Annotated in this window: 17 protein-coding genes and 1 pseudogene; 16 read left to right on the top strand and 2 right to left on the bottom strand. The window is 65.3% G+C overall.

Features of this window, described 5'->3' with window-relative positions; all coding sequences use genetic code 11:
• Positions 1 to 24 precede the first annotated feature (24 nt).
• From QUE33_RS09215 to QUE33_RS09190, 6 genes are read left to right on the top strand one after another with little or no spacing between them, the layout of a single operon-like run.
• The gene (locus QUE33_RS09215) at positions 25 to 855 is read left to right on the top strand and encodes a mycofactocin-coupled SDR family oxidoreductase (protein WP_286299362.1); all 831 of its coding nucleotides are present in this window, start codon (positions 25 to 27) and stop codon (positions 853 to 855) included.
• A gap of 44 nt (positions 856 to 899) precedes the next feature.
• Positions 900 to 1,658, top strand: a complete 759-nt coding sequence (locus QUE33_RS09210; RefSeq protein WP_286299360.1) for an enoyl-CoA hydratase/isomerase family protein — start codon at positions 900 to 902, stop codon at positions 1,656 to 1,658.
• Positions 1,658 to 3,205, top strand: coding sequence for a sugar ABC transporter ATP-binding protein (locus tag QUE33_RS09205; protein WP_286299358.1), 1,548 nt, complete (start codon positions 1,658 to 1,660; stop codon positions 3,203 to 3,205). The genes QUE33_RS09210 and QUE33_RS09205 overlap by 1 nt, the downstream gene beginning before the upstream one ends.
• Positions 3,202 to 4,263 (top strand): ABC transporter permease, encoded by a 1,062-nt coding sequence (locus tag QUE33_RS09200; RefSeq protein ID WP_286299356.1) that lies wholly within the window; start codon positions 3,202 to 3,204, stop codon positions 4,261 to 4,263. Before QUE33_RS09205 ends, QUE33_RS09200 begins: the two co-directional genes overlap by 4 nt.
• Before the next feature lie 47 nt (positions 4,264 to 4,310).
• The gene (locus tag QUE33_RS09195; protein ID WP_286299355.1) at positions 4,311 to 5,276 is read left to right on the top strand and encodes an SDR family NAD(P)-dependent oxidoreductase; all 966 of its coding nucleotides are present in this window, start codon (positions 4,311 to 4,313) and stop codon (positions 5,274 to 5,276) included.
• The gene (locus QUE33_RS09190; protein WP_286299354.1) at positions 5,273 to 5,572 is read left to right on the top strand and encodes a Dabb family protein; all 300 of its coding nucleotides are present in this window, start codon (positions 5,273 to 5,275) and stop codon (positions 5,570 to 5,572) included. The genes QUE33_RS09195 and QUE33_RS09190 overlap by 4 nt, the downstream gene beginning before the upstream one ends.
• 3 nt (positions 5,573 to 5,575) lie before the next feature.
• Here the strand turns inward: QUE33_RS09190 and QUE33_RS09185 are convergent, their stop codons facing one another.
• Positions 5,576 to 6,868, bottom strand: a complete 1,293-nt coding sequence (locus QUE33_RS09185; RefSeq protein WP_286299352.1) for an acetyl-CoA hydrolase/transferase C-terminal domain-containing protein — start codon at positions 6,866 to 6,868, stop codon at positions 5,576 to 5,578.
• A 96-nt stretch (positions 6,869 to 6,964) separates the two neighbouring features.
• On the opposite strand from QUE33_RS09185, the gene QUE33_RS09180 reads away from it, so the two are divergent.
• From QUE33_RS09180 to QUE33_RS09170, 3 genes are read left to right on the top strand one after another with little or no spacing between them, the layout of a single operon-like run.
• Positions 6,965 to 8,134, top strand: coding sequence for an acyl-CoA dehydrogenase family protein (locus tag QUE33_RS09180; protein WP_286299351.1), 1,170 nt, complete (start codon positions 6,965 to 6,967; stop codon positions 8,132 to 8,134).
• A gap of 28 nt (positions 8,135 to 8,162) precedes the next feature.
• Complete coding sequence (locus QUE33_RS09175; RefSeq protein WP_286299350.1) at positions 8,163 to 9,092, top strand: MFS transporter; 930 nt, start codon at positions 8,163 to 8,165, stop codon at positions 9,090 to 9,092.
• Positions 9,086 to 9,508 (top strand): MFS transporter, encoded by a 423-nt coding sequence (locus QUE33_RS09170; RefSeq protein ID WP_286299348.1) that lies wholly within the window; start codon positions 9,086 to 9,088, stop codon positions 9,506 to 9,508. The genes QUE33_RS09175 and QUE33_RS09170 overlap by 7 nt, the downstream gene beginning before the upstream one ends.
• 7 nt (positions 9,509 to 9,515) lie before the next feature.
• Here QUE33_RS09170 and QUE33_RS09165 read toward each other — a convergent pair whose 3' ends face one another.
• Entirely contained in the window at positions 9,516 to 9,995 is a 480-nt protein-coding gene (locus tag QUE33_RS09165; protein WP_286299346.1) for an HtaA domain-containing protein, read from the bottom strand.
• Positions 9,996 to 10,078: 83 nt separating this feature from the next.
• Here QUE33_RS09165 and QUE33_RS09160 point away from each other — a divergent pair, with 83 nt between their 5' ends.
• From QUE33_RS09160 to QUE33_RS09135, 7 genes and pseudogenes are all read left to right on the top strand, one after another.
• A complete protein-coding gene (locus tag QUE33_RS09160; protein WP_286299344.1) occupies positions 10,079 to 11,308 on the top strand; it encodes a cytochrome P450 in 1,230 nt (409 codons plus the stop codon).
• A 31-nt stretch (positions 11,309 to 11,339) separates the two neighbouring features.
• Positions 11,340 to 11,531: a ferredoxin gene (locus tag QUE33_RS09155; RefSeq protein ID WP_286299342.1), complete on the top strand. Its 192-nt coding sequence runs from the start codon at positions 11,340 to 11,342 to the stop codon at positions 11,529 to 11,531.
• 64 nt (positions 11,532 to 11,595) lie between these two features.
• A pseudogene (locus QUE33_RS16150) lies at positions 11,596 to 11,874 on the top strand (aldolase/citrate lyase family protein); the annotation flags it as partial.
• A 179-nt stretch (positions 11,875 to 12,053) separates the two neighbouring features.
• The gene (locus tag QUE33_RS09150) at positions 12,054 to 12,494 is read left to right on the top strand and encodes an aldolase/citrate lyase family protein (RefSeq protein WP_286299341.1); all 441 of its coding nucleotides are present in this window, start codon (positions 12,054 to 12,056) and stop codon (positions 12,492 to 12,494) included.
• Positions 12,487 to 13,017, top strand: coding sequence for a MaoC family dehydratase (locus QUE33_RS09145; protein WP_286299339.1), 531 nt, complete (start codon positions 12,487 to 12,489; stop codon positions 13,015 to 13,017). The genes QUE33_RS09150 and QUE33_RS09145 overlap by 8 nt, the downstream gene beginning before the upstream one ends.
• A gap of 44 nt (positions 13,018 to 13,061) precedes the next feature.
• The gene (locus QUE33_RS09140; protein WP_286299337.1) at positions 13,062 to 14,276 is read left to right on the top strand and encodes a CaiB/BaiF CoA transferase family protein; all 1,215 of its coding nucleotides are present in this window, start codon (positions 13,062 to 13,064) and stop codon (positions 14,274 to 14,276) included.
• Positions 14,277 to 14,304: 28 nt separating this feature from the next.
• Positions 14,305 to 15,147, top strand: coding sequence for an alpha/beta fold hydrolase (locus QUE33_RS09135; RefSeq protein WP_286299335.1), 843 nt, complete (start codon positions 14,305 to 14,307; stop codon positions 15,145 to 15,147).

The raw sequence follows: 15,147 nt of genomic DNA, 5'->3' as shown, positions 1-15,147 counted from the left end.
AAGACCCAGCAATTGGAGGAACGCATGAACGCTCGACTCGAGGGCAAGACCGCCCTGATCACCGGTGCCGCCCACGGTCAAGGACGCGCCCACGCCATCCGGCTCGCGTCGGAGGGCGCAGACATCATCGCGCTCGACCTGGCAGGGCAGAAGCTTAACGTCGCGTACCCGCTGGGTACGAACGAAGAGCTCGAGGAGACCGCGCGCCTGGTGCGGGAGCTGGGCCGCAAGGCGCACACCGCTCAGGCGGATATCCGTGACCGCGAAGCGCTCGCGCGGGTGGCGGACGAGACCGCCGAAGAGTTCCCCCACCTCGACATTCTCGTCGCGAATGCAGGGATGGGAGCGTACGGGCGAGTGCTCGAGACTCCGATAGAGGTGTGGGATCAGGTCATGGGCGTGAACCTGACCGGCACCTTCAACACCATTCAGGCGTTCGCGCCTCGAATGGTCGAGGCGAAGCGTGGTGGATCGATCATCATCATCAGTTCCGTCTCGGGCATCAAGGGTCTGCCGTTCACCGGCGCCTATGCGGCGTCGAAGCACGGAGTGCAGGGCCTCGCCGCCGTGGCGGCGCAGGAGCTCGCCGAGCACGGCATCCGCGTCAACACGATCAACCCCGGTCCGGTGGCCACACCGCTCACGACCGACAAGACCGGCCCAGCGCTGCTGCAGGGCGAAGGCGCGGACGCGAAGCTGTTCGCGGGCTCGTTCACCCCGATGCTCCCCATGCCGGTGAGCGGATTCCTCGCTCCTGAGGAGATCAGTGCGGCCGTGGCATGGCTCGCATCCGACGACAGCAAGTACGTCACGGGTCTGGCCGTCCCCGTCGACGCCGGTGTGATGGCGCGATAGCCCGCCCTCTCGGCCATTCATCCACTCACAGAGGAGTAACGGAAATGTCATCAGTCGCCCCGCGTCTGGCCGCGTACCAGAACAAGTACAAGCGCATCAAGATGGAACGTGACGACCAGGGAATCCTCGTCGTCACTCTGCACACCGACGGCGGGTCCCTCGTGTGGGACAGCCTTGTCCATGACGAGCTCGCGTACGCGTTCGCCGAGATCGGCACGGACCCGGAGACCAAGGTCGTCGTGCTTACCGGGGCGGGCGACGCGTACTGCGAAGCCATCGACTTCTCGAGCTTCGTGCTCAATGGCCCGCTCGACTGGGACAACAGCGTCTACGAGGGCCAGCGCCTTCTGAACAATCTGCTGGCGATCCGCGTGCCGGTCATATCCGCGGTCAACGGGCCCGCGAGCATCCACTCGGAGATCGCGATCCTGGCGGACGTCGTCGTCGCGACCGAGAACACGTACTTCCAGGATGCCGCGCACTTCGTCAACGGGATCGTGCCGGGGGACGGTGTCCACACCGCGTGGATCAACGCGATGGGCCAGCGTCGCGGGAGCTACTTCCTGCTCACGGGAGAGAAGCTCAGCGCTTCGGAGGCCAAGGCGGCAGGCGTCGTGAACGAGGTCGTCCCGCAGGGGCAGTCACTGTCGCGAGCGCTCGAGATCGCCGGCGAGATGGCGGCCAAGAGCATGCTCGCGCTGCGCTACTCGCGTGAAGTGCTGAACCGCGACCTGCGGACGACGATGCAGACGAACCTCGGGCACGGCCTCGCGTTCGAGGCCCTTGCCGCCCTCGATCTCTGATGAATAGCCAGACGATCGCCCCGACCGACGTGGACACCGTCCTCGCCGCCCACGGGGTGGGCCGTGTCTACCCGGGGGTTCGTGCGCTCGACGACGTATCGCTGGCCATTCGTCGGGGCGAGATCATCGGCCTGGTGGGTGAGAACGGCGCGGGCAAGTCGACGCTGCTGAGCATCCTGTCGGGCTCCGAGCAGCCCTCGACCGGATACGTCGAGACCGCAGGCGGCGTGCGTGACATCGGGTCGTACGGTGAGGCGAACCGCCGCGGTGTGTTCCGTGCCCACCAGGATCAGGGGCTGATCGGTAATCTCTCGGTGACGGAGAACCTCTACCTCGGGCACGAACGCCACTTCACCCGTGCTGGCGTGCTGCAGACGGGGCAGATGAGGGCGGCAGCGCAGCGACACCTCTCGGGCAGAGACGTGATCGGGTCAGGAATCGATGCGCGCTCGATGGTCGGCGAACTCGCCCTTGACCAACGGCAGCTCGTCGAGATCACCCGAGCGTTCGCCGTCGCAGAGCTTCTGGGCCAGGACCATCCTGTGGTGCTGCTGGATGAGACGACAGCGTCGCTCGACCAGGACGAGGTCGCCGAACTGTTCTCCTTCGTGCGCTCCACGCGGGGCGCGGCGACGTACGTGTTCGTGAGCCACCGCCTGAACGAGATCCTCGAGATCTGCGACCGCATCTATGTGCTCAAGGACGGGAAAGTTGTCGCTGAACGCGCCTCAGCCGACACGAATGAGGAAGAACTCCATCGGCTGATGGTCGGCCGCGATCGTGAAGCCAATCACTATCTTGAAGACAAGCGCACCGGCGATTTCGGTGCTGTGGCGCTCAAAGTCGATCGCCTCGGCGTCCCCGGTCATTTCGCCGACGTGACGCTCGACGTGCGTGCAGGAGAGATCTACGGCATCGGCGGTCTCACAGGATGCGGCAAGTCGCACCTTGCGGGAGCCATTGCGGGCGATATCAGCTCGGTCGGCGCGATCGAAGCGGTCGGCCGGGCGATGCCCAGCGGGCGCGCCGTGTCGAGGCTCGGCGTCATCGGATACGGGCCGCTGGACCGGCACGCCGAGGGCGTGAGCATGTTCCAGTCGATCCGCTGGAACACGACGTGGTCGAGCCTGAAGCGATTCACTCGCGGAGGGCTGCTGTCATCCAAGCGGGAGAAGGCGGATGTCGCGACGGCGATGAGCCGCCACCGGATCGTCGCCCCAGGCGATGGCACGCTGGTGGGCTCCCTAAGCGGCGGCAATCAGCAGAAGGTGATGCTCGCCCGGCTCGTGTCGTCGGGTGCTCGTGTACTGGTGCTCGACAATCCGACACGCGGCGTCGACGTCGGAGCGCGCCAGGAGATCTACAGTCTCCTCCGTGAATCTGTCGCCGCAGGACTCGCGATTCTGATGATCAGCGACGATATGCGTGAGCTCATCGGCATGAGCGATCGTCTGGCAGTCATGAAGGACGGCCGATTGGTGCACGAGTGGGGGACCGCAGAGGTCCCCGGGCTCACAGAAGAGACCATAGTAGCGAGGATGGTATGACCATGTCGACAGAGCAGTCGATCAACACGGCGGAATCCGCGGAGCATCCCGTTGAGGACGCGCACCTCCCCGAGCCTAGAGAGGCGACCGGACTCGTCGCGACGAGGCAGATCCGCGAGTCCTTCTGGCGGCGGTGGGGAGCCCGGCTGCTGCCGTACGCGCTCGTCATCTGCCTCATGATTCTGTTCAGTGCGCTGAGCCCGGCGTTCCTCACGCCCGACAACCTCCTCAACATCCTGCGCGCGTCGTCTGTGCTCATGGTGCTCGCCCTGTCCTCGACTATCGTGATCCTGTCCGGAAGCATCGACCTGTCGGTCGGCGCTGTCGCGGCCCTCACCGGCACGCTCGCTGTGATCATGACCGCGGCTGGCAACCCCGGGCTGATATGGCTCGCGCTGCCGATCGGTCTGGTGTGCGGCCTGGTCAACGGTGTGCTTGTCGCGTATGCGAAGCTCCCGTCGTTCCTGACGACCTTGGGCACGCTCTTCATCTTCGACGGTTTGGCCCTGCGTCTCACGGGAGGAGCGGCGGTGTTCATGGATCATCCGCTGCTCGACGGCCTCGTCAACGGGGCGGATGTCCTCGGCATCCCAAACGTCATCTGGTGGGCCGTGCTCGCGCTGATCGTGATGTCGGTGATCGCATATCGCACCCCGTTCGGCCGTCACATCTACGCGATCGGCGGCAACGAGCGGGTCGCGCGGCTCTCCGGATTGCCGGTGTCTCGCACCAAGCTGTGGATGTTCGGGCTCTCGGGCCTGGTCGCCGGAATCGGCGGCCTCATGCTCATCGGCCAGGGCGGCGGATCATCGCCGGGCATGGGCGGCCCCTTCCTGCTCAACGCGATCGCTGCGGTAGTCATGGGTGGCACGGCACTCAGCGGTGGCAGCGGCGGGCCGTTGCGCACGGTCATCGGCGTGCTTACGCTCGGGATTGTGACCAACGGCATGACCCTGACCCAGGTCGATCCGAACTACCAGACGGTCATCTTCGGCGTGATCGTCCTGTTCGCAGTCCTGGTGACGGTGCGCCGGTCGGAGACCGGAGTAGTCAAGTAGTTCATGCGGCGCCTCCGAGCGACGCCGCCCAACAGAGGGAGACAGCAATGTCAGCAGAGATTCGATTCGACGGCCGAGTGGCTCTCGTCACCGGTGCTGGCGGCGGGATCGGTCGAGCGCACGCACTGACCCTCGCCTCACGAGGGGCGAAGGTCGTGGTCAACGACTACGCGGTGTCGATCAAGAATGAGGCCGAGGACGACGATCGTGCTCAGGCCGTGGTCGACGAGATCGTCGCTCTCGGCGGAGAGGCGATCGCCAACCGCGGCAGCGTCGCCGACGCGGCAGGCGCCGACGAGATGGTGCAGCAGGCTATCGACGAATGGGGCCGGATCGACATCATCGTCAACAATGCCGGAATTAACGCTGCCGACGCCATTCAGGATGAGCCGGGTCCCGCCTACCAGTCGCATATGGCCGTTCACCTCGAAGGCCAGCTGATGACGGTGCGCGCCGCGTGGCCGCACATGGCGGCGCAGGGTTACGGCCGGATCGTCAACACCAGTTCCGCCGGCGCGCTTGGTTTCGTGCAGCCGGACGGCACCTGGTACGGCTCGTACGCGATCGCCAAGGGTGCGGTGATCGCCGCCACCCGTCAGATGGCCGGTGCCGGTGCCGCGCACGGCATCAAAGCCAACGCGATTCTCCCGCTTGCCGTGACGCGGATGGTCGCTCCGGTGATCCCCGGCACGACCACTCTCGACTACATGGAGCGATATACCGGCCCCGACCACATCGCTCTCGGCGCGTGTATCCTCGCGTCGGACGAGTGCCCCGCCACCGGCCAGGCGTTCAGCATCAGCGGCGGCCGCGTGGCCGTTCTGGTCTACGCGTCGCCGCTGGGATTCGCCGACCCGACCATCACTCCCGAGAAGGTGCGCGACAACTGGAGCGCGGTCATGGGCCAGCAAGATGCGGATCACCGACTGCTCGACTACTACGAGGCCGTGGACAACGCATTCGAGTACCGCCTCCTGCAGAAGGCGGGCATCGGAAGCGAGGCCACGCTGTGATCGCGCACCTCGCGATCGTCCAGTACGACCCGAAGTCGGCGGAGCTGACCGCGCTGCACGACATCTGCGCGGACATCAATGCGCTGTCAGCTCTTCCGGGTGTCGTCTCGCTGAGCGCGGGTGTTGCGCGCGGTGCCGACGGCGCTCTGCAGCACAAGATCGCTCTGTATGGTGTGTTCGAGGACCAGGGGCGCTTGGCGGCCTATCTCGCGCACCCCGACCATGTGGCAGTGAGCGCCCGGATCCACGCGCTCGAGCCCGTCGCGCTCGCCGGGGCCGATTTCCCCACGGGGTAACCGTCAGACTCCGCGGCTGAGGGCATCGCGGTCGTCAGGATGAGCGATGGCGATGATGCTCTCAGCTCGCTGCGCCTGCGTGCGCCCGTGCAGCGTCGCGACGCCGTACTCTGTGACCAGATAGCCGACCTCGTGACCGCCCGCGGACACCGCCGCGGGTGCTTCGAGCATCGCGAGGATGCGCGAGTGACCGGAACGGGTTCGTGACGGCAGCGCGACGACGGACCCGCCGCCCGATGAGCGCTGCGCCCCGGCCGTGAAGTCCCTCAGCCCGCCAGCCGATGCCACGCGAGCGCCGGAGATCCATTCCGAGTTCACCTGCCCCCGGACGTCGATGCTCAGGGCGGAGTTGATCGCCCACAGCACGGGGATGCCGGCGAGCACTTCCGGGTCGTGCGTATACCCGATCGGTCGCAGCCGGACGCTGTCCGGGACACGGTGCCCCGACCTCGCCGGCGTCTCGGCGAGGCTGGTGGCGATCTGCAGCCCGGCATCCGCGTGGTCGGTCGCGCGGGCGAATTCGCCCTGGCGAATCCGCATCAGCACACCGCCGGGAACGGAGCCGCAATGGATGCCGGCCGACGGACCGGTCCGCAGCGCCGTCGCGATGGCATCCGCCAGTGACCCGATGCCCAGTTGGACCGTCGCATCCTCGGGAACCAATTGCGCGACGTGCTCGGCGATCCGCACCTGCGCGGGGTCGGCAGCCGAACCCGCCCGCGCGGCAGGCTCCGGCGATGCTGCTTCGTCACCGTGAAGCTCATCCGATGCCCAGACCAGGCAGCGACTCCAGTCGAGGTTATCGTCGCAGAGACCGTGCGGCCCCGTCGCATCCAATTCGACGATCGTCTGCACCGCCGGCTGGGCGAGCATCGTGGGGGTGAATGCGACTGCGGCTCCGACGTCGATTCCGCCCTCGGGCGTCGCGGTCGCGCGCACGACATAGATGTCGCACGCGATCGTCCCGTCCTGCAGCATGCGATCGATGTTCCACAGCGACTGGGGGATGCTGTCGGCCAGCGCCCCGAGCGCTCGGGGAACCCCGCCGGCCAGCGTCACCAGATGGAGCCGACGCTCCCGGATCGAGATGACGTCCTCATCCGTGAGGTACGCGAGCGAGCCATCGATGCAGGCCGTCAACAGGGTGACCTCGATGTCGAAGCGGCGCGCCTCGGCCAGGAGCTTGCGGATCGCCGAATGCGGTTCCTGCGGTGACATCGCGGTCATGATCGTGACCGTAGAGCGTCCGCGCAGGAGGTCAGCCGCCGCGCGGGCGGGCTCGGTTTCAGCAGACATTGCGCTCCAATGGTATTTCTGGTTCCATCGATCCATTATCATAGTACGAAGCAATGAAATTGACGAGGATTCCATGCGCCAGACAGGAGCGTTCCGATGAAGGAATTGACGGCCGAGCAAAAAGAACTTGTTGCCCTGGTTCGCGAGTTCGTGGACAGGGAGGTTCTGCCGGTCGCGTCGAAGTTCGACCACGCCGACGAATTCCCTACCGATCTCGTCGAGCAGATGAAGGAGATCGGCCTGTTCGGCATCACGATCCCCGAGGAGTTCGGGGGCCTGGGCCTTGATCTGTACACGTATGCCCTGATCGTGCGGGAACTGTCCCGCGGATGGATCTCGCTTTCGGGAGTCATCAACACCCACTTCATGGCGGCGTGGATGCTGATGACTTACGGCACTGAGGAGCAGAAGGCGACGTATCTCCCGCGCATGGCAACCGGGGAGAGCCGCAGCGCGTACTCGATGACCGAGCCGCATGCAGGGTCCGACGTCCAGGCGATCCGCACGCGTGCGGTGCGCGACGGCGATGAATACGTGATCACCGGCCAGAAGATGTGGGCGACGAACGGCCTGCGCGCAGACCTCGCCATGATCCTCACCGTCACGGACCCCACGGCCGAGCCGCGCCACCGAGGCATGACGGCGTTCCTCATCGAGAAGGAGCCGTCGGTGTCGGAACAGCCTGGCATCACCGTGCCTCCGCAGCTCAAGAAGCTGGGGTACAAGGGCGTGGAGTCCACCGAGATCGTGTTCGACGGGTTCCGCGTTCCGGCCACAGCCGTGCTCGGAGGCGAGGAGATGGTCGGCCAGGGGTTCAAGCAGTTCATGGCGGCGGTCGAACTCGGTCGGGTGAATGTCGCGGCGCGCGCGGTGGGCTTGGCCACCTGCGCACTCGAGCAGGCCGTCAAGTACGCGAAGGAGCGCGAGACCTTCGGCAAGCCCATCGCGAAGCACCAGGCGATCCAGATGAAGATCGCCAAGATGGCGACGAACCTCCGCGCCGCGGAGTTGCTCATGCTTGAAGCCGCGGAACTGAAGGCGACCGGTGCGCGTGCCGACCTGGAAGCGGGCATGGCGAAGCTCTTCGCGACCGAGGTGGCGATGGAGAACGCATCGGAGGCCATGCGCATCCACGGCGGGTACGGGTATTCCCAGGAGTTCATGGTCGAGCGTCTGTATCGCGACGCTCCGCTGCTCGTGCTCGGAGAGGGCACGAACGAGATTCAGCAGATAGTCATCGCGGCGCGCGTGCTGGCTGACAACTGACGGTCAAAGACGACACGAGGAGAATCACATGACAAATCGAACGGGCCAGATCGGCTCTCAGGCGAAGCGATCAGCCGCGGCCAGCTTCGTCGGCGGAGTGATGGAGTTCTACGACTTCTTCATCTACGGGGCTGCAGCCGCGCTCGTCTTCCCGAAGTTGTTCTTCCCCGACCTCGATCCCGTCACCGGCACACTCGCGGCGTTCGCCACGTTCGGTGTGGCCTTCCTCGCCCGGCCCGCCGGCGCCGTGCTGTTCGGGCACATCGGCGACCGATACGGCCGGAAGCGGATGCTGGTGCTCACGCTGTGGCTAATGGGCGGCGTGACATTCTGCATGGGGCTGCTGCCCAGTTACGCGCAGGTCGGCCTGCTTGCGCCAGTTCTGCTTGTGGTGCTGCGCATCATCCAGGGGCTCGCCGCGGGCGGCGAGCTCGGCGGGGCGGCTGCGCTCGCGGTCGAGGCGGCGCCGCGGCGACGACGCGGCTTCCTCGGCGCGTTCTCGACAGCCGGGACCAACGCCGGTACCGCGCTCGGATCGTTCATATTCGCGATGGTCGTCCTTCTGCCCGAAGACCAGTTCGCGGCCTGGGGGTGGCGCATCCCCTTCCTGGCGAGCATCGTCGTGCTCCTCGTCGGCTTCGTCGTCCGCCGCTCGATCGCCGAGCCGGAGGACTTCGTCAAGGCGCAAGCCGCGACGGACAAGCAGGTACGGCGACTGCCGTTCGTCGAGGTTTTCCGCAAGCATCCGAAGGCGATCCTCGTCAGCATGTTCGTCTTCGCGGCGCAGAACATCGCGTTCTACCTCGTGACAGTTTTCTCACTGAACTACGCCTACAGCATCGACGTCCTCGTCAACGAGTATCTTCTGCACTCGCTGACCATCGTCACGCTGACGAATGTCGTCGCGATGATCCTGTGGGGGCGCTCTCCGATCGCATCGGTCGAAAGCCCGTGCTGATCATCGGGCTGATTCTGCAGAGTGCCTTCCTGTTCGCGTTCTTCCTGAGTCTTCACACGGTCATGCCGTTCTGGGTCTTCCTGGGCATGATGGCCGTACTCAACTTCGGCCAGGCCGCCATCGTCGGTGTGGTGCCCGCGTACTACTCCGAGATGTTCCGCACGGATGTGCGTGTGACCGGGATCTCGGTCGGCATGCAACTGGGGGCGCTGGCGGGTGGTTTCACGCCGTTCGTCGCGACCTGGATAATCGCCGAGGGCGGATCATGGCCGACGCTCGCGATCATCTCGGCGGCCGTGAGTGCCATCGCCGCGATCGGCGTGGTCGTGCTGCGTCGTCGAGCGGTCGATCCTCTGGGGGAAGACGTGCGCGACGATGCGGCAGGAGCTGTGACTCAGGGCGCCGAGCGCCTCTGAGGCGCGGTCACACGGGCCGGCGAAGAGGAACGCACATGAGCAGAGGCGAGAGGATCGTGCCGAGGGGGTATTGGTGCGCGAAGAGTTCGGTCGCCGACTCCTGGAGGGCGAGGGATGAGGCCTCGACCACGAGATCGTCGTCGGTCTCTCGTCGGCTCGTCACCGTGCCCAGAGCGATCGTGACTCGCATGCCGGTCAACGCGTCCACGCCGCTCACCTCGATCTCGTCGCCCATCACGCTGACTGCTGGTCCTTCGATGGAGATATGGAGGAGCTCGTCGTGTCCGGAGAGGGTGAGTGAACCGCTGAACGTGAACGTGGGGCCGGATGCAGCGCCGTCATCGTTCGCAACCGGGGAGTGCGGGAACCGGATGCTGCCATCGGCCGTGAACTCCGCACCCCCGTCAACGAGCACGGCGCCGTCGGCCAGCCGTGAGACGTACGCGAGCAGTGAGTCCTTGACGTTCCACGTCAGTCCCCGGGTCATCTGATCACTGTTCTCGTGGGAAGCGTTCATGTTCATCACCCCTCGATATATGGTACTATCATACGCATAGATAGGAGACACCGATGTCTACCAGCACAAAAGCATCCGCTGCGGTAACACGAGAGTACAAGTGGCCGTTCACCCGGCAGGATCCCCTGCTTCCGGCCCCGGATTTCGATGAGGCGCGCGCGTCCGGCGGTGTGACGCCAGTGCGGCTGTGGAACGACTCGCAGGCGTGGATGGCCACCCGGCATGAGGATATCCGCAACCTGCTTCGCAACCCCGCGATGTCGGCGAATTCCAGCATCCCCGGGTATCCGAACTCCAGCGCGAACCACGAGGCCTCGCGCGGATCTCAGCGCGGGTTCATCCGCATGGACGGCGCCGAGCACCTTCGGCAGCGGCGGATGGTCGCTCGTGCCCTGTCCGTTCCCGAGGTCGCGAAGCTGCGTCCGTTCGTCGAGCGCGTCGTGGATCTGCTGTTGGACCGTATGGCAGAGCTCGGCGCGGACGGTGCCCCTGTCGACTTCCTCACCGTGTTCGCCGAGCCGCTTCCTTCGATCGCGATCTGCGAGATCCTCGGACTCCCGGAGAGCGAGGGGCCGGGTCTGCTCGACATGGTCAACCGCTGGATGGACCTGGACAGCCCGCCTGCGGTGTCTGCCGCTGCAGCAGCCGAGATGACCGCGTACCTCGACGACCTCGTCCAGCAGCGCATCAAGAACCCCACCGACGACCTGGTCGGCAAGCTCGTCACCGAGCAGCTCGAGGCCGGCAACATCGAGAACTCGGGGCTGCTCGGCATCCTGAATCTGCTCATCGTCGGCGGCTTCGACACGACGGCGAACATGCTCGCGCTCGGTACGATCCTGTTGCTGCGTCACCCGGATCAGGCGGCGATGCTCCGCGCCGACGAGGGCCTCGCGACATCTGCGATCGAGGAGATGCTGCGCTACCTGTCCGTCGCGCATCACGTCGCTTCGCGCGTGGCCACGGAGGACGTGGCCATCCGCGATCAGGTCATCCCTGCCGGGTCGGGCATACTCGCGCCGGTTCCGGCGGCGAACCACGATCCAGAGGTCTTCACGGACCCGCATCGGTTTGACATCACTCGCGACGCGCGTGACCACGTCGCTTTCGGTTTCGGGATCCATCAGTGCCTCGGGCAGAATCTTGCCCGACTCGAACTTCAGGTGGCGTTCACGCGCCTGCTAAAGCGCTTCCCGAATCTCGCGCTCGCTGTGCCTGAAGGGCAGATCGAGTTCCGCAATTCGATGATCTACGGCGTCAAGGCGCTCCCGATCACGTGGTGACTTCGCGCACCCCATACTCAGAAAGGCAATCATGGCAATCGAGATCTTCCGAGAGCGCTGCATCGGCGCCGGTAACTGCGTGGCAGTATCGCCCAAGTACTTCGACCTCGATGACGACGGTCTCGTCATCCTCAAGCAGGACGTCATCGATGAGGGCGACCTCGACGAGGTGGAGCGGGCTGCCGCGATGTGCCCCGCCCTCGCCATCGAACTCCAGAGCTAGTCAAGGAATGACCCGGCGCCGGTGAGCGGCGCGAGCCTGTTTCGGTCTGGAGAACGGCGGGATCGTGTGTCCAAAAATTCGTGATAATGATAATTCGGAACAGGAGGTGTTAACAGTGGAGTACGGGTGGCGATCATTGCTCTTCGTCTCAGCGATCGACGAGGGGCGCATCGAGAAGGCGCTCCGGAGCCCTGCCGATGCGGTGGTGATCGACCTGGAGGATGCCGTTCACCCCGAGATGAAGAGTGAGGCGCGCGCGGTGCTTCGACGCCTCGACACCTCCGCGTGGGGGCTCAAGCCGATCGTGATCCGACCTAACGGCGTCGACACAGCATGGTGGGCCGACGATCGGGACCTGATGGAGGAACTCGGAGGTCTGGCCGCCGTCATGGTGCCGAAGGCATCGCGTTCCGGCCTTCCGAACGCAAGCGAGGTGCCGGGGCCCCTGATCGCCCTGATCGAAACGGCGATCGGTGTAGAGGAGGCGCTGGCCGTCGCGCAGGACCCCGAGTCCGCAGACTCATGCTGGGCTCGGCGGACCTCGCAGCCGATCTCGGGCTGGAGCTCACCCTTGCGGAGACCGAACTCGCCTACCCGCGCGCCAGACTCGCGATGGCATCAGCAGCGGCGGGAATCGAGGCACCCATCGACGCCGTGCATCTCGATGTCAGAGACCCCGAGGGCATGCGCGTGTCGACGCGGCGGGGGAGTGCGTTGGGGTTCAGCGCGAAAGCATGCATTCATCCCGACCAGGTCGGGATCGCGAACGACGAGCACACCCCGAACATCGCGACCGTCGATCGAGCCCGTGAAGTGGTCGAGATCGCGCGCGCAATGGCGGAGAGCGTCTCCGGCGTGGGTATCGCTCCCGATGGAGCATTTGTCGATCGACCCGTGATCATGCGGGCCCAACAGATCCTCGCGCGGGCGCGACGGATGGAGGAGGCAGAACGAAATGGATGAGATGGAGCCGATGGCGCCCAAGGAATGGCGCGGGCGGTACTTCGAAGACATGGAAGTGGGCGACGTCTACCGGAGCCGGCTCGGACGCACGATCGATCAGGTCGACAACACCTGGTTCACCCTGTTGACCGGAAACACGAACCAGGTGCACTTCAACGCGGAGTTCGCGGCGAAGACCGAGTTCAAGGAGCCGCTGGTCAATTCGTGCCTGACTCTGTCGATCGTGGTCGGTCTCTCCGTCGCGGATACGAGTGAGAACGCCATGGCCAACCTCGCATGGGACTCGATCTCGATGCCTACGCCGGTGTTCGCCGGCGACACCCTCTGGTCTGAGAGCGAGGTCATAGGCAAACGCGAATCGCAGTCGCGGCCGCACCAGGGGATCGTCTCGATCCGCACGCGAGGGATCAACCAGCGCGGCGAGACCGTCGTGCAGTACCTGCGGACATTCATGATGTACCGGCGCACCGCACCTCAGGCGGCGAGTGTCTTCCCTGATCCGGTGTCGGACTGGGCGGTGTGACGGCTCGACGGAGAGCCGCACGCGAAACGGATGGGAATGGATCAATGAATATCACTGACAAGGGAAAAGACAACGCCACGCTGAGCGGGTTGAAGGTCGTCGAGTTCGCCCATGTGATCGCCGGCCCGCTGGCGGGCACGCTGCTGGCGGACCTCGGCGCGGACGTCGTGCACGTGGAGGACCCCGCGCACGGCGACCCGCAGCGCAAAGCGGGCCCGACGAAGAACGGCATTCATCTCTGGTGGAAGGTGTCAGCGCGGAACAAGCGTTCGGTGACTCTGGATCTCCGCAACGAGGAGGGGCGTGAGCTCGCACGGGATCTGGTGCGCTGGGCCGACGTCGTCATCGTGAACTTCCGCGCGGCGACACTCGAGCGCTGGCAACTCGATTTCACCAGCCTGCAGCGCATCAACCCTCGGTTGATCATGCTGCAGGTCACCGGATTCGGATTGGTGTCGAGCAAGCGCAACAGCCCCGGATTCGGCAAGGTCGGCGAGGCGATGAGCGGCGTCGTGAACATCACCGGATTCCCGGACGGCCCGCCGGTGCACACCGGCTTCTCCCATGGCGACTCAGTCACGGGTCTCATGGGCGCCTACGCGATCATGGCAGCGCTGTACCGACGGGACCACGATCCCGATTTCCAGGGCGAGTGGATCGACCTGTCGCTGTTCGAGTCGCTCTACAGGCTCATCGAATGGCAGGTCATCTTCCACGACCAGCTCGGGCGGAGCCCGGAACGCGTGGGCAACAGCCTTCAGGCCGCGCCCGCCGCGGTGATCAACACGTTCCGGACGGGTGACGGCGAGTGGATGACCGTGACATCCGGGACCCCGCGGTCCGTCCGCAACGTCGCCGAGCTGCTCGGGCAGCATGTGGAGGACTACGCGACCTCAGCCATGCAGGCCGAGCGGCGAGAGCACCTGGATGCACTGCTCGCGGAGTGGATCTCCGCGCACACGCTCGCAGAGTGCCTGGATGAGATGGAGCGCCTCGAAGTAGTGGCATCCGCCATTTTTTCCGTCGAGGACATCCTCAAGGATCCGACTTACCGCGAGCTCGATGCTGTCGTCACCGTGGATGACCCCGATCTGGGTGAGGTGCGCATGCAGAACGTCGTGCCGCGCATGGTCAATCACCCGGGCGCTGTGCGGCATTCCGCACCTGCGCTGGGTGAGCACAATCAGCAGGTCTACGGAGAGATGCTGGCGCGAAGCGCGGAAGAACTCGATCGGCTGCGCACAGCCGGTGTGATCTGAAGAAGAAACCAACGAGAGGGAAGAGCACGTGAAGGACTACCAGGACGGTTACGTCAACGCAGGCGGTACTCGTATTCACTACGTCGAGTGGGGAGACCCCAGCAAAGAGCCCGTGATCCTGATCCACGGTCTCAACGTGCAGGCGCATACGTGGGACCTGGTCGCCCGCGGGCTCGCAAAGGATCATCGAGTGATCGCTCCGGATCTGCGTGGTCACGGCGAGAGCGACTGGAGCAAGAACGGGTATCGCGTTCGCACGCTGATGAACGACATCGCGGCCCTCGTCGACGAACTCGGCATCGTCGCTCCCTTCCATCTGGTTGGCCACTCCGCGGGCGTGCGCGTGGCCATCGCCTACGCCGGGGAGCACGCTGACCGGGTGAAGACTCTGTCGCTGTCCGACGCAGGTCCCGAGACAACGCGGGCGGGCGCCGAGTACATGCGCGACTTTATTCAGAGGACGGTGTCCATTCGCGGATTCCGCAATGCACAGGAGGCGTGGGACTACTACAAGAATGAGCACCCGGAGTGGGTCGAAGAGCTCATCGACCTTCATGTCGAGCACCAGCTGCGGCGCAACTGGGCCGGCAAACTCGTGCTGAAGGCGGATCCCGACGTGCAGTGGATCACCGGCTCGGCAAGCCTTCCGGACATCCCGTATCTCTGGGACATGTCCGCGAAAGCGACGATGCCCACGCTGTTGATGGTTGGACGCACCAGCAACGTGCTGGACGAGGCGCTCGTGGAGCGGATGACGACCGTCATGCCGAACGCGCGCGCCGTCTGGTTCGAGACGGGACACTACGTTCCTCGTGAGCAGCCCGACAAGTTCCTCGAGGAGCTCCAGGCGCATTTCGCCGAGGGGCAGTGA

Origin of the sequence: Microbacterium suwonense, assembly GCF_030296555.1 — a bacterium.
In the GTDB taxonomy this organism is placed as follows: domain Bacteria; phylum Actinomycetota; class Actinomycetes; order Actinomycetales; family Microbacteriaceae; genus Microbacterium; species Microbacterium suwonense.
Note: the sequence above shows the minus strand (reverse complement) of the source record. Positions and strands in the feature narration are given on the sequence as shown.

What these genes read in the sequence shown, in the direction of transcription:
- QUE33_RS09145 (WP_286299339.1), top strand. Translation starts at nt 12,487, where the DNA reads ATGGATGAGATGGAGCCGATGGCGCCCAAGGAATGGCGCGGGCGGTAC.
- QUE33_RS09150 (WP_286299341.1), top strand. Translation starts at nt 12,054, where the DNA reads ATGCTGGGCTCGGCGGACCTCGCAGCCGATCTCGGGCTGGAGCTCACC.
- QUE33_RS09140 (WP_286299337.1), top strand. Translation starts at nt 13,062, where the DNA reads ATGAATATCACTGACAAGGGAAAAGACAACGCCACGCTGAGCGGGTTG.
- QUE33_RS09195 (WP_286299355.1), top strand. Translation starts at nt 4,311, where the DNA reads ATGTCAGCAGAGATTCGATTCGACGGCCGAGTGGCTCTCGTCACCGGT.
- QUE33_RS09175 (WP_286299350.1), top strand. Translation starts at nt 8,163, where the DNA reads ATGACAAATCGAACGGGCCAGATCGGCTCTCAGGCGAAGCGATCAGCC.
- QUE33_RS09205 (WP_286299358.1), top strand. Translation starts at nt 1,658, where the DNA reads ATGAATAGCCAGACGATCGCCCCGACCGACGTGGACACCGTCCTCGCC.
- QUE33_RS09180 (WP_286299351.1), top strand. Translation starts at nt 6,965, where the DNA reads ATGAAGGAATTGACGGCCGAGCAAAAAGAACTTGTTGCCCTGGTTCGC.
- QUE33_RS09200 (WP_286299356.1), top strand. Translation starts at nt 3,202, where the DNA reads ATGACCATGTCGACAGAGCAGTCGATCAACACGGCGGAATCCGCGGAG.
- QUE33_RS09215 (WP_286299362.1), top strand. Translation starts at nt 25, where the DNA reads ATGAACGCTCGACTCGAGGGCAAGACCGCCCTGATCACCGGTGCCGCC.
- QUE33_RS09165 (WP_286299346.1), bottom strand. Translation starts at nt 9,995, where the DNA reads ATGACCCGGGGACTGACGTGGAACGTCAAGGACTCACTGCTCGCGTAC.
- QUE33_RS09210 (WP_286299360.1), top strand. Translation starts at nt 900, where the DNA reads ATGTCATCAGTCGCCCCGCGTCTGGCCGCGTACCAGAACAAGTACAAG.
- QUE33_RS09185 (WP_286299352.1), bottom strand. Translation starts at nt 6,868, where the DNA reads ATGTCTGCTGAAACCGAGCCCGCCCGCGCGGCGGCTGACCTCCTGCGC.
- QUE33_RS09155 (WP_286299342.1), top strand. Translation starts at nt 11,340, where the DNA reads ATGGCAATCGAGATCTTCCGAGAGCGCTGCATCGGCGCCGGTAACTGC.
- QUE33_RS09160 (WP_286299344.1), top strand. Translation starts at nt 10,079, where the DNA reads ATGTCTACCAGCACAAAAGCATCCGCTGCGGTAACACGAGAGTACAAG.